Annotated in this window: 14 protein-coding genes; 5 read left to right on the plus strand and 9 right to left on the minus strand. The window is 70.0% G+C overall.

Annotated elements, in window-relative coordinates; all coding sequences use genetic code 11:
- Nucleotides 1-12: 12 nt before the first annotated feature.
- Both CAP38_RS02060 and CAP38_RS02065 read left to right on the plus strand, forming a co-directional pair.
- Complete coding sequence (locus CAP38_RS02060) at nt 13-1,224, plus strand: FAD-dependent monooxygenase (RefSeq protein WP_086119209.1); 1,212 nt, start codon at nt 13-15, stop codon at nt 1,222-1,224.
- 29 nt (nt 1,225-1,253) lie between these two features.
- The gene (locus tag CAP38_RS02065) at nt 1,254-2,198 is read left to right on the plus strand and encodes a tripartite tricarboxylate transporter substrate binding protein (protein ID WP_256924197.1); all 945 of its coding nucleotides are present in this window, start codon (nt 1,254-1,256) and stop codon (nt 2,196-2,198) included.
- 2 nt (nt 2,199-2,200) lie between these two features.
- On the opposite strand, the gene kynA is transcribed toward CAP38_RS02065, so the two are convergent.
- The 8 genes from kynA to CAP38_RS02105 form a co-directional block, all read right to left on the minus strand.
- Nucleotides 2,201-3,106: a tryptophan 2,3-dioxygenase gene (gene kynA, locus CAP38_RS02070; RefSeq protein ID WP_086119211.1), complete on the minus strand. Its 906-nt coding sequence runs from the start codon at nt 3,104-3,106 to the stop codon at nt 2,201-2,203.
- Between the two features lie 10 nt (nt 3,107-3,116).
- On the minus strand, nt 3,117-4,445 hold the full coding sequence (kynU, locus tag CAP38_RS02075) for a kynureninase (RefSeq protein ID WP_086119212.1): 1,329 nt from the start codon (nt 4,443-4,445) through the stop codon (nt 3,117-3,119).
- Nucleotides 4,442-5,071, minus strand: a complete 630-nt coding sequence (gene kynB, locus CAP38_RS02080; protein ID WP_086119213.1) for an arylformamidase — start codon at nt 5,069-5,071, stop codon at nt 4,442-4,444. Before kynB ends, kynU begins: the two co-directional genes overlap by 4 nt.
- A 62-nt stretch (nt 5,072-5,133) precedes the next feature.
- Nucleotides 5,134-6,054, minus strand: coding sequence for a class I SAM-dependent methyltransferase (locus CAP38_RS02085; RefSeq protein ID WP_086119214.1), 921 nt, complete (start codon nt 6,052-6,054; stop codon nt 5,134-5,136).
- Nucleotides 6,055-6,064: 10 nt separating this feature from the next.
- A complete protein-coding gene (locus tag CAP38_RS02090; RefSeq protein ID WP_086119215.1) occupies nt 6,065-6,403 on the minus strand; it encodes a YkgJ family cysteine cluster protein in 339 nt (112 codons plus the stop codon).
- A gap of 5 nt (nt 6,404-6,408) precedes the next feature.
- The gene (locus CAP38_RS02095) at nt 6,409-6,717 is read right to left on the minus strand and encodes a YkgJ family cysteine cluster protein (RefSeq protein WP_086119216.1); all 309 of its coding nucleotides are present in this window, start codon (nt 6,715-6,717) and stop codon (nt 6,409-6,411) included.
- A gap of 19 nt (nt 6,718-6,736) precedes the next feature.
- Nucleotides 6,737-7,681 carry an ornithine carbamoyltransferase gene (gene argF / locus CAP38_RS02100; protein ID WP_256924199.1) on the minus strand — a complete coding sequence of 315 codons (945 nt, stop codon included), beginning with the start codon at nt 7,679-7,681 and terminating at the stop codon, nt 6,737-6,739.
- Between the two features lie 5 nt (nt 7,682-7,686).
- Entirely contained in the window at nt 7,687-8,892 is a 1,206-nt protein-coding gene (locus CAP38_RS02105) for an aspartate aminotransferase family protein (protein WP_086119218.1), read from the minus strand.
- A 294-nt stretch (nt 8,893-9,186) separates the two neighbouring features.
- Here CAP38_RS02105 and CAP38_RS02110 point away from each other — a divergent pair, with 294 nt between their 5' ends.
- On the plus strand, nt 9,187-9,495 hold the full coding sequence (locus CAP38_RS02110) for a DUF3579 domain-containing protein (protein ID WP_086119219.1): 309 nt from the start codon (nt 9,187-9,189) through the stop codon (nt 9,493-9,495).
- Nucleotides 9,496-9,615: 120 nt separating this feature from the next.
- Here CAP38_RS02110 and rpsT read toward each other — a convergent pair whose 3' ends face one another.
- The gene (rpsT, locus tag CAP38_RS02115; protein ID WP_086119220.1) at nt 9,616-9,915 is read right to left on the minus strand and encodes a 30S ribosomal protein S20; all 300 of its coding nucleotides are present in this window, start codon (nt 9,913-9,915) and stop codon (nt 9,616-9,618) included.
- Between the two features lie 115 nt (nt 9,916-10,030).
- On the opposite strand from rpsT, the gene murJ reads away from it, so the two are divergent.
- Nucleotides 10,031-11,596 (plus strand): murein biosynthesis integral membrane protein MurJ, encoded by a 1,566-nt coding sequence (gene murJ, locus CAP38_RS02120; protein ID WP_086119221.1) that lies wholly within the window; start codon nt 10,031-10,033, stop codon nt 11,594-11,596.
- A gap of 30 nt (nt 11,597-11,626) precedes the next feature.
- Nucleotides 11,627-12,478, plus strand: coding sequence for a SirB1 family protein (locus CAP38_RS02125; protein ID WP_086119222.1), 852 nt, complete (start codon nt 11,627-11,629; stop codon nt 12,476-12,478).
- Nucleotides 12,479-12,504 lie beyond the last annotated feature (26 nt).

Raw genomic sequence — 12,504 nt, forward strand, 5'->3', positions numbered from 1 at the left:
ACAATCCGGGGGATGAAAAACAATGTCCTGGTGGCCGGTGGCGGCATCGGCGGCCTGGCCTGTGCCCTGGCACTGGGGCGGGCCGGCGTCCCGGTGACGGTGCTGGAACAGGCACCGGCCTTCGGCGAAATCGGCGCCGGCATCCAGCTCGGCCCCAACGCCATGCGCGTGCTGTCGGACTGGGGGGTGGCCGATGCCCTGCACGAACACGCGTCCTTCCCGGATGAGCTGCGGGTGCGCAGCGCGAAAGACGGGCAGCTGCTCGGTCACATGCGGCTGGGTGCGTCCGCGCTGGCCCACTATGGCCATCCCTATGCCAGCGTGCACCGGGCCGACCTGCACCGCGTGCTGCTTTCGGCCTTGCTGGCCGGCGCACCGGCCTCGCTGAGCCTGAATGCCCGGATTGCCAGCTTCGAGTCGCAGGCCGACGGAGTGTCTCTGCGGCTGGAGGCCGGTCAGGCCTTGCAGGGTGAGGCACTCATCGGCTGCGATGGCCTGTGGAGCCGCGTACGCACCGGGCTCCTCGGGCCCGAGCCCCCCCGGCTGACCGGTCATCTGGCCTACCGGGGCATGATCCCGGCCGACCGGCTGCCCCGTGCGCTGGCCACCAACACGGTCAATGCTTGGCTGGGACCCCGCATGCACGTGGTGCACTACCCCATCCGCCAGGGGCGATGGTTCAACGTGGTGGCGGTGGTGCAGGGCCGGGCAGGGCAGGGGCACGCCGGCAGCGATCCGCGCCAGTGGTCTCAGGACGCGCTCACCGACGACCTGCTGCGGGCCATGGGGCCTCTGGGTGCCGACCTGCAAGGACTCATCGATGCCGTGCCCTCCTGGACGCTGTGGAGCCTGCACGACCGACCGCCCATGACCGGCCCGCACGAACATGCGCAGGGTCGGGTGGCGCTGCTGGGGGATGCGGCCCATCCGCTGCGGCCCTACCTGGCCCAGGGGGCTGCCATGGCACTGGAAGACGCATGGACGCTGGGTCAGCTGATCGACCGCCATCAGCACCCGGTGGACTGGTCGTCGGTGTTCCAGCGCTTTGCGCGCAGCCGCTGGCAGCGCAATGCCCGGGTGCAGGCCCAATCGCTGCGCAATGGCCGCATCTTCCACGCCCGGGGCCTGGTGCGCTGGGGCCGCGACACCGCCATGAACCTGCTGGGCGAGAAGCTCATGGATAACCCCTGGCTGTACGGCGGGCCCCCGCTGCCGGCGGAATGAACGCCCCGGCGTGGACCCGGCGGCGGTGGATGGCCGCCGCATCGGCGCTGGCAGCGGGTGCGGCAGCCCCTGCTGCGGCCACCGCAGCCCCATGGCCTGCGCGGCCGCTGCGCCTGCTGGTGGGTTTTCCGGGCGGGTCCTCGCCCGACCTCATGGCCCGGCTGCTGGCCGATCCGCTGGGCCGTGCCCTGGGCCAGCCGGTGGTGGTGGACAACCGGGTCGGTGCCGGCGGCAACCTGGCCGCCACCCTGGTGGCCCGGGCCACCGACGGCCACACCCTGGGCCTGATGATCAACGGCAACCTCACCACCGCGCGCCTGCTGCAGCCGGCCACGGCCTACGATCCCTTCACCGATCTGGCCCCGGTGGCCCTGCTGGGCAGCGCGCCGCTGCTGCTGTGTGCCGGCGCCGCCGCGCCGGCCGGTGCGGCGGCGCTGCTGGCACTCGGTCGGCAGGAGCGCGGCCGCTGGAACTACGGATCACCCGGCATCGGCACGCTGGGCCACCTGGGCATGGAGCTGCTGCAGCAGCGCGCCGGTCTGTCGGCGGTGCATGTGCCGTACCCGGGCAACCCGCAGGTGGTGGCCGCTCTGCTGGCAGGCGAAGTGCAGCTGGCCCTGCTGCCGCCGGGCCTGGCCCTGCCGCTGGTGCGCTCGGGGCGGCTGCGGGCGGTGCTGGCCACCTCGGCCGGCCGCAGCGCACTGGCCCACGATCTGCCCGGCCTGCGGGAGGTCGGCCTGGACCTTCCTGCACTGGAAATCTGGAACGCCGTGGCTGCGCCGCGCGGCCAGCCTGCAGCCCAGGTGCAGCGCCTGGCGGCCGAACTCACCCGCATCGTGCGCGAACCGTCGGTGCGCGAGGCCATGGCGGGGCAGGGCTGGAGCGTGGTGGGGGCCGGCCCCGAAGGCCTGGCCCGGCGCATGGCGGCCGATGCCGCCCTCATGGCGCCCCTGATCGGCCGCCTGCCGCGCTGAGTTCAGAGGCTGGTGCGCAGCCGCCAGATTTCCGGGAACAGCACCACGTCGAGCATCCTGCGCAGGTAGCTCACGCCGCCGGTGCCGCCGGTGCCGCGCTTGAAGCCAATGACCCGCTCCACCGTGGTGAGGTGGCGGAAGCGCCAGAGCCGGAAGCTGTCCTCGATGTCGGCCAGTTCCTCGCCCAGCTGGTACAGGTCCCAGTGCTGGCGCGGATCCCGGTAGACCTGCAGCCAGGCGGCTTCGACCGCGTCGCTGGCCTCGTAAGGGCGGCTCCAGTCGCGCTCGGTGTGGCTGGCCGGCACCGGCAGACCGCGCCGCGCCAGCAGGCGCAGGGCTTCGTCGTACAGCGAAGGTGCGCGCCACGCCGCATCCACCACCGCGCGGCGGTCCGGGTGGTGGGCATGGGGCTGCAGCATGGCGGCGTTCTTGTTGCCCATGGCGAATTCGATGCAGCGGTACTGGTGGCTCTGGAAGCCGCTGCTCTGGGCCAGATAGGGCCGCAGCGCGCTGTACTCGGGCGGCGTCATGGTGGCCAGCACGTCCCAGGCATGGACCAGCTGCTCCATGATGCGGCTCACCCGGGCCAGCATCTTGAAGGCCGGGGGCAGATCGTCGCGCGCGATGTGGCCGATGGCCGCGTGCAGCTCGTGCAGCATGAGCTTCATCCACAGCTCGCTGGTCTGGTGCTGCACGATGAACAGCATCTCGTCGTGCGCCGGCGACAGCGGCTTTTGTGCCGACAGGATGGCGTCGAGCTGCAGGTAGTCGCCATAGCTCATGTCCTGGCTGAAGTCGAGCTGCGCCCCCTCTTCGTGAACGATGGCTTCGGGCATGGCCTCGCGGGCCACGGTGCCGGAGAAGGGGCAGCCACCCGCCGCAGCGGTCCGGTCGTTCGGTTCGGTCATGGCGGCTCCTTCAGGTGACGGCGTGGCGACGGGCGAAGCGCGGCTCGCGCCATTCCCCGCTCTCCAGCACCTGGTGCAGGTGCTCCACCGACTGCCACACGTCTTCGAAGCGCAGGTACAGCGGCGTGAAGCCGAAGCGCAGGATGTCGGGGTGGGCGCCGCCGTCGCCGGCGCGGAAATCGCCGATCACGCCGCGCGCGATCAGGGCCTGCACGATGGCGTAGGCCGCATGGCCTTCATCGGCCGCGTCGGTCCGGCGCACCAGGCTCACCTGCGAGCCGCGCGCCGACTCCTCGTTCGGCGTGACGCACTCCAGCCCGTGCCGACCGCAACGCGCCTGCACCAGCTGGCGGAACAGGTCGGTGAGCGCGAGCGACTTGCGGCGCAGCGCGGCCATGCCGCCGTGGCCCTCGGCCGCCAGCACCGTGTCCACGCCGCATTCCAGCGCGGCCAGGCTGATCATGGGTTGCGAGCCGCACTGGTAGCGTCCGATGCCAGGGGCGGGCTGGTAGTCGGGCGTGAAGGCGAACGGGGCGGCATGGCCCCACCAGCCGGCCAGGGGTTGCCAGAAACGGTCGGCATGGCGCGGGTTCAACCACACGAAGGCCGGCGCGCCGGGCCCGCCATTGAGGTACTTGTAGCCGCAGCCCACGGCAAAGTCGGCGTCCGAACCGGTGAGGTCGACCGGTACGGCGCCGGCGCTGTGGGCCAGATCCCATACCGTGAGCACACCGGCCGCATGGGCCGCTGCCGTGACGGCGGCCATGTCGTGCATGGCGCCGGTGCGGTAGTTCACATGGGTGAGCATCAGGATGGCGGCCTTGGGGTCCTGCAGGGCCGCAGGGATGCCGGCCGCGTCGTCCACCAGCACCAGCTCCCAGCCCTTGTCCTTGCACAGCGCTTCGGCGATGTAGAGGTCGGTCGGGAAATTGCTGCGCTCGCTCACGATGCGCCAGCGGCCCGGTGCATCCTGCGCGCTTTGCCGCAGGGCGGCGCTGAGCACCTTGAACAGGTTGACCGAGGTGCTGTCGGTGGCCACGGTGGTGCCGGGTGCGGCGCCGATGAGCCGACCGATCTTGTCGCCCACGCGGCGCGGTGCCTCGAACCAGCCGGCCTTGTTCCAGCTCTGGATCAGGTCCTGGCCCCATTCCTGCTCCACCACCCGGGCCACGCGGGCGGGTACGGAAGCCGGCATGGCACCCAGCGAATTGCCGTCGAGGTAGATGGTGCCCTCGGGCACGACGAAGAGATCGCGCAGGTCGCGCAGCGGGTCCTGCGCGTCGAGCGCGCGGCAGTCCTGCAGGGTGGTGGCCAGATCGGTGTCGAGGGTGGTGGTCATGTCAGGTCTCGCAGCACCGCGCGCACCGGGGAGGCGTCGGCGGTGGTCAGTTTCAGGGGCAGGGCAATCAGCTCGTAGTCGCCTTCGGGCACGTCGTCGAGCAGCAGGTTCTCCAGCACGCGCAGGCCGTGGCGGCGCACCGCCTGGTGGCTGGGCAGGGTCTTGCTGTCGGCCGGGTCCAGGCTGGCGCTGTCGGTGCCGACCAGCCGCACGCCGTGGGCCGCCAGCAGCTCGATGGTGGCCGGGTCGAAGGCGGGCAGCGCGGCATCGAAGCGGTCCTGGGGCATCTGCCGGTACATGCGCACCAGCACGCGGGGCGGCAGGTCGGACAGCGCGTGCGCGATGTGCTGCGGCTGCATCAGTGGCCCGACGCCGATGGCATGCACCACGCGGCAGGGGCCGAGGAAGGGCGCCAGATCGACCGCGCCGATGGCCTGGCCGGCCGGGTCGTAGTGCAGCGGTGCATCGGCATGCGCCCCGGTGTGGGGCGACAGCGTGAGGCTGCCCACGTTCACCGGGCAACCCGGCGCGATGGTGGCGACCCAGTGCTGGGCATAGGCCGTGTCACCCGGAAAGACGGGCGAGCCGGCATGCAGAGGAGGCGAAATGTCCCGGAGCGTTTTCATGGAGCCGGGACGGTAGCACCGGCACAAAACGCGTGGTGTCGGTTATTTCCAACGACGGTGCATCAGGGGTGCCGCACCACCAGCACCTTGAGTGCCCGATCGGACGAGGCATCGGCAAAGGCCGGCGGATTGGGCAGGCGGCCCTCCACGACCAGGTCCGGGGCCTGCTCGGCCAGGGCTTCACGCAGGAAGGACTCGGGCATTTCCGGCGCGTTCAGGCAGATCAGCGCATGCCCTCCGGGCAGCAGCAGGTCGGGCAGGCGGCGCAGCAGGCGCGGGTAGTCCTTGGCGGCCACGAAGCTGCCCTTCTGGTAGCTGGGCGGGTCGACGATGACCAGCCCGTACGGCCCCAGCCGGTTGACCTTGCCCCAGGAGGTGAACAGGTCATGCCCCAGAAAGCGGGCCCCGGCCGTGATGCCGTTGATCTGGTGGTTGAGCTGCCCGGTGGCCAGCGCACCGTGGGCCATGTCGAGATTGACCACTTCCTTCGCACCGGCCTGCAGCGCCACCACCGAGAACGCGCAGGTGTAGGCGAACAGGTTGAGCACCTTGCGGCCGGCGGCGTGCGCGCGCACCCAGCGCCGGCCCTCGGCCATGTCCAGGAACAGGCCGTGGTTCTGGCCACGCAGCAGGTGCACCCGGTAGTGCGTGCCGTCTTCGGTCACGTCGTGCGCCTCGGGCACCTGGCCGGTCATCACGGTGGTCAGCGGCCGGCTGGTGGGGCCGTCGGGCTGGCGGCGCTGGAACACCCAGTTCAGCGGCTGCCCGGGATGAACCTCGGCTTGCCGGGCGGCCAGCGCCTCGCCGATGCGGCGGGCGTCTTCGTCGCTGGCTTCGCCGAAGCGGGTGACCAGCCAGACCGGCGCATACCAGTCGAGGGCCCAGTCGGTGGCGTCCGGGTGCAGGCCACCGCGGCCGTGGAACAGGCGCCGGGCGTCGGTGCCCGGCGTGGCGCGGGCGATGGCATCGAGCAGGGATTGCATGCGCAGCCGATCAGTCGCCCAGCCATTCGCCCAGCGGCGGCAGGCCGTGGCGCACGCGGGCCTTGTTGCAGCCGTAGCTGCCTTCCTGCAGTTCGGCACAGGGCGAGGGGCGCAGCGGGTAGATGCGGCAATGGGCGCGCTCGCCCAGTCTGCCTTCCAGCGCGGTGCAGCGGATCGGCACCGCACCGGTGCCCTGCATGCGGCATCGGATGCCGCCGGCCGGTTCGGTCAGCCCGTCCGGCACGCTCCCGCCGGCCGAGGCGAGTTCGTACACCGCGAACTCCACCCGGTAGCTGTGGCAGCAGGCGCCACAGGTGGTGCAGGCCGAGCCTTCGTGGGGGGTGGACATGACCTTCAGGTCTCCAGCGCCGGCAGCCCATGGCGCTGGCGGGCCCGGTGGCAGGCATCGCTGCCTTCCTCGAACTCGCGGCACGGACTGGGCCGCCACTCGTAGATGCCGCAGGTGGCCCGCTCGCCCACACGGCCGTACAGGGCGGCGCAGCGAGGCGGGCTGTGGTCGGTGCCGCGCAGTCGCGCGGTGTGGTCGGTCAGGGGCAGCCACAGCCCGTCGGGGACCGGGCCGCCCTGTTCCTCGGTTTCTTCCACCGAGAAATCCACGCGGAAGCTGGCGCAGCAGGCGCCGCAGGTGGTGCAGGCCGACATGGCAGCGCAGGACGGCCGCTTACAGACGGCCCAGCAGCAGGTACTCCATGAGCGCCTTCTGCACATGCATGCGGTTCTCGGCCTCGTCCCAGACCACGCTCTGCGGTCCGTCGATGACCTCGGCGGTCACTTCCTCGCCCCGGTGGGCCGGCAGGCAGTGCATGAACAGCGCATCGGGTCGGGCGCGGCGCATCATGTCCTCGTCGACGCACCACTGGGCGAAGGCGGCACGGCGCACCTCGTTCTCGGCCTCGAAGCCCATGCTGGTCCAGACATCGGTGGTCACCAGATCGGCCCCTGCGCAGGCCTCGCGCGGGTCCTTGAAGGTCTTGAAGCAGTCGGTGCGGGTGATGCCGGCCAGGGTCGGGTCCACTTCGTAGCCGCTGGGCGTGCTCACATGCACCGTGAAGCCCAGCAGCTCGGCCGCCTGCAGCCAGGTGTTGGCCATGTTGTTGCCGTCGCCCACCCAGGCCACCACCTTGCCCCGGATGGCGTCCAGCGGATCGCCGCTGGGGGCAGGGCGGTATTCGACCAGGGTGAACAGGTCGGCCAGGATCTGGCAGGGGTGGAATTCGTTGGTCAGGCCGTTGATGACCGGGACCCGCGAATGGGCGGCAAAACGCTCGATCTTGGTCTGCTCGAAGGTGCGGATCATCACCAGGTCGACCATGCGGCTGATCACCTTGGCGCTGTCCTCGATGGGTTCGGCCCGGCCGAGCTGGCTGTCGCCGGTGGTCAGGTGCACCACCGAGCCGCCGAGCTGGTACATGCCGGCCTCGAAGCTGACCCGGGTGCGGGTGCTGGCCTTCTCGAAGATCATGGCCAGCGTGCGGTCGGGATCGGCAAAGGGGTGGTGCTTCTCGAAGGCCTTGAACTTGCCCTTGATGAAGGCTGCGCGCCGCAGCAGGTAGGCGTACTCGTCGGCGGACAGGTCCTTGAACTGCAGGTAATGGCGGATCGTCATGGGGTTCATTCGGCAAGGAAGGCGTGCACGATGGGCAGCAGGATGGAAACCACTTCGTCGGCCTCGGCGGTGGTGATGGTCAGCGGCGGCACCAGGCGGATCACGCTGTCGGCGGTCACGCTGAGCAGCAGGCCGGCGTCGGCTGCGCGCTGGGTGATGACCCCGCAGGGGCGGTCGAGCTCGATGCCGATCATCAGGCCCTGCCCGCGGATCTCGCGCACGCCGGGGCGGCCGCCCAGGCCCTTTTCCAGTGCCGCACGCAGGTGGGCACCCACGCGCTCCACATGGGCCAGCAGGCCGTCTTCCTCGATGATGCGGATGGTCTCCACGCCGGCCCGCATGGCCAGCGGGTTGCCGCCGAAGGTGGTGCCGTGGTTGCCCGGCTGGAAAATGTTCGCGGCCTTCGGGCCGGCCACCACCGCGCCCACGGGCACGCCCGAGCCCAGGCCCTTGGCCAGCGGCATCACGTCCGGCTGGATGCCGGCCCACTGGTGGGCGAACCACTTGCCGGTGCGACCCATGCCGCACTGCACCTCGTCGATCATGAGCAGCCAGTCGCGCTGGTCGCACAGGGCCCGCACATCCTGCAGGTACTGGGCGCGCATCGGGTTCACACCGCCTTCGCCCTGGATGGTCTCGAAGAACACCGCCACCACGTTGGGGTTGTTCTCGGTGGCCTTCTTGAGCGCCTCGATGTCGTTGGCCGGCACCCGCACGAAGCCTTCCACCAGCGGGCCGAAGCCGGCCTGCACCTTGGGGTTGCCGGTGGCCGACAGGGTGGCGATCGAGCGGCCGTGGAAGGCCTTCTCGTACACCACGATTTCCGGCCGTTCGATCCCCTTGTCATGGCCGAACTTGCGCGCCAGCTTCAGCGCCGCCTCGTTGGCTTCCAGGCCGGTGCTGCAGAAGAACACATTGGTCATGCCCGAGCGCTCCACCAGCATCTGCGCCAGGCGTTCCTGGTCGGGCACGTGGTAGTAGTTGCAGCAGTGGATCATCTTCGCCACCTGGTCCTGCAGCGCCGGCACCAGCTTGGGGTGGGCATGGCCCAGGGTGTTGACCGCGATGCCGGCCAGCGCGTCCAGGTACGACTTGCCGTTCACATCCCACACGCGGCAGCCCTGACCGTGCGACAGCGCGATCGGCAGGCGGCCGTAGGTGTTCATCACATGGGGCGAGGCGGCAGCGATGGTGGGCAGGGCGGCATTCATGCGGTTCTCCGGAAGGCAAGGGGGCAAGCGGCCCACGGGTGCCAGAAAAAGAAGCGGCCCAACGCCCGGCGGTGCGGGTTGAGCCGTCGAACGCGGATTTTAGAGGCAGCCCTCGACCGGTTCGATGACGATGCCGCATCGGCCTGATGCGCCCGGACCATCGACCCCGGTCCGGGTTATCCCGGGGTTCAGGTCTTATATAAGATAGAATACCCCCGCCTGAACCGGACCGGGTGATCCCCGGCCGTCGGCACCACCCCCTTCCCAGGCCCTCCACCCGAAGGCTGCGTCCGAATGGCCACACCGACTGCCAAGCAAGTGTTCATCCAGGGCATCACCCGCGATGGCCGCACCTTCCGCCCCAGCGACTGGGCCGAGCGGCTGGCCGGGGTGATGAGCAGCTTCCGCCCTGGCGGGGCGCAGCCCGGCAGCCACCTGAGCTATTCCCCCTGGTGCGTGCCCAACACCATCAACGGCATCAAGTGCGTGGTGGTGCACAGCGACCTGCGCGAGGCCGAGCCCATGGCCTGGGACTTCTGCATGAACTTCGCCCGCGACAACGACCTGCAGGTGGTCGAGGGTTGCCTCATCCCCGACCGCTGACCCGCATCCGGCATCGTTCAGGCAACAAAAAAGCCGTCTTGCGACGGCTTTCTGCTTTTTTGCTGGCAGCGCACCCGGTTCAAACGGCGGGCCCTGGGGCCCGGGCTGCTGGGGGGCAGGTCAGGCGGCGGCGGTGGCCAGTGCCTTGACCTTGGCAGACAGGCGGCTCTTGTCGCGAGCGGCCTTGTTCTTGTGGAAGATGCCCTTGTCGGCAATGGTGTCCACCACGGCCTGCATCTTGGCGAACAGTTCGGTCGCCTTGGACTTGTCGCCGCTCAGAACGGCTTTTTCGACGTTCTTGACAGCGGTGCGGTATTTGGAACGCAGCGAGGAGTTCGCGGCGTTGAGCTTGACGTCCTGGCGGGCGCGCTTGCGACCGGATGCCAGGCGGGGGTTCTTTTTCTTCGGCTTGGTGGCCATGGTGAGTTCCTTGTGTGTTTGTGGATGTTGCCAGCAAAGCCCGCGATTATAGCCCTGCGGCCCGTCAGCGCCATCCCGGCCGGGCGTCGGCGGGTGGCATCGTTACACTGCCCCGGTGTCGCTCTTCAAGTCCGCCTCCGTCGTTTCCCTGCTCACGCTGGCCTCGCGCATCACCGGTCTGGTGCGCGAACTGCTCATGGCGGCGACCTTCGGGGCCAGCGCCCTGACCGATGCCTTCAACGTCGCCTTCCGCATTCCCAACCTGCTGCGCCGGCTGTTTGCCGAGGGTGCCTTCAGCCAGGCCTTCGTGCCGGTGCTGGCCGCCGCCCGCGAGCAGGACGGCGACGATGCCACCCGGTTGATGATCGGTCAGATCGCCACCGTGCTGGCCTGGGCCCTGACGCTGACCTGCATCGTGGGCGTGCTGGCCGCACCGGTGCTGGTGTACGCCATGGCCGCCGGCCTGAAGCAGTCGCCCGAGGGTTTCGAGGCCGCGGTGCTCATGACCCGCTGGATGTTCCCCTACATCGCCTTCATGTCCTTCGTGGCGCTGGCGGCCGGCATCCTGAACACCTGGCGACGGTTTGCGGTGCCGGCGGCCACGCCGGTGCTGCTCAACGTGGCCATGATCGGCGCTGCGCTGTGGGGCGCACCGTGGTTCGCCTCCCTGGGGATCGAGCCCATCCTGGCCATGGCCGGCGGCGTGCTGGTCGGGGGGTGCCTGCAGCTGGGTGTGCAGATCCCGGCCCTGGCCCGGCTGGGCCTGCTGCCCCGGGTGGGCCTGTCGCCTGCCGCGCTCAAGGCCGCCTGGAACCACCCCGGCACCCGCCGCGTCACCACGCTGATGCTGCCCGCCCTGCTGGGGGTGAGCGTGGCCCAGCTGTCATTGCTGATCAACACCCAGATCGCCTCCCACCTGGCGGTCGGCAGCGTGAGCTGGCTGACCTATGCGGACCGCCTGATGGAGTTCCCGACCGCCATGCTGGGCGTGGCGCTGGGCGTGGTGCTGCTGCCGCAGCTGGCCTCGGCCCAGGCCGCCGGGGATGGCGAGCGCTACAGCCAGCTGCTGGACTGGGGCCTGCGGCTGGTGGTGCTGCTGGCCGTGCCCTGTGCCGTGGCCCTGCTCACCTTTGCCCAGCCCCTGGTGGCGGTGCTCTATCACTACGGGCGCTTCGGCGCCGGCGATGTGCAGCAGACCGCCGCCGCGCTCATGGGCTACGGCGCCGGCCTGCTGGGGCTGATCGCCATCAAGGTGCTGGCGCCGGGCTTCTACGCGCGGCAGGACATCCGGACCCCGGTGAAGATCGCCGTGGGCGTGCTGGTGCTGACCCAGCTGCTCAACATCGCCCTGGTCCCGCTGTTCGACCACGCCGGTCTGGCCCTGGCCATCGGCATCGGCGCCATGGTCAATGCGCTGTTCCTGCTGGTGGGTCTGATCCGCCGTGGTGCCTACCGGCCCTCGCCGGGCTGGCTGAAGTTCTCGCTGCAGGTGCTGGCGGCCAGTGCCTTGCTGGCGGTGCTGCTGATGTGGCTGTCGTCGCGTTTCGTCTGGACCGGCTTCGAAGGGCAGGCCCTGCAGCGCATCGGCCTGCTGGCGGTGTCGGTGATCGGAGCCGTGGTGGTGTATTTCGGGGCCTTGCTCGCGTCAGGCCTGTCGTTGCGCCAGTTCGTGCGGAAATGACGTAACCTGAGGCACCGCCGCACGATTCCCATGGATCTCGATTTTTCCGCTCCGACCCCCCTGGGCTATTTCGCCACCCTGGTGAGCGACGATGACGCCTTTCCGCTGTTCGAGGCCGCGGTCTCGGTGGCCCAGGACGAGTACCCCGACCTGGACGTTCAGCAGGTGCTCGGCGATGTCGACCAGATGGTGGCCCGGCTGCGCCGCCGCTGCCCGGAAGACGCCGGTCCGCTGCAGCGCCTGCGGGCGCTCAACCAGTTCTTCTTCCGCGACCTGGGCTTTGGCGGCAACGTCAACAATTACTACGACCCGGACAACAGCTACCTCAACGCGGTGCTGCGCACCCGCCGGGGCATTCCCATCACGCTGGCGGTGTTGTGGATGGAGCTGGCCCAGGGCATGGGGCTGAAGGCGCGCGGGGTCAACTTCCCGGGGCACTTCATGGTCAAGGTCAACCTGCCCAACGGGCAGGTGGTGATCGACCCGTTCAATGGCCAGTCCCTCAGCCGCGACGAGCTGGCCGAGCGGCTGGAGCCCTACAAGCGCCGCAACGGCCTGGTCGACGAGTTCGATGTGCCGGTGGGCCTGTACCTGCAGGCGGCCCAGCCGCGCGACATCCTGGCGCGGCTGCTGCGCAACCTCAAGGAGATCCACCGGGCGCAGGAAGACTGGCTGCGCCTGATCGCGGTGCAGGACCGGCTGCTCATCCTGCTGCCCGACGCCTGGCCCGAATACCGGGACCGGGGTCTGGCCTGGGCCGAGCTGGGCGAGGCCCGGCTGGCGGTGGCCGATCTGGACATCTACGTGGTGCATGCCGACGATCCGCTGGACCGCGAGGCCATCGGCCAGCGGCTCCAGGAACTGCGCCGCGCCCTGAACTGATGTGTCGGCCGCGACCGACGGCATGC

This window comes from Hydrogenophaga sp. IBVHS2, assembly GCF_002127215.1.
Classification (GTDB): domain Bacteria; phylum Pseudomonadota; class Gammaproteobacteria; order Burkholderiales; family Burkholderiaceae_C; genus Hydrogenophaga.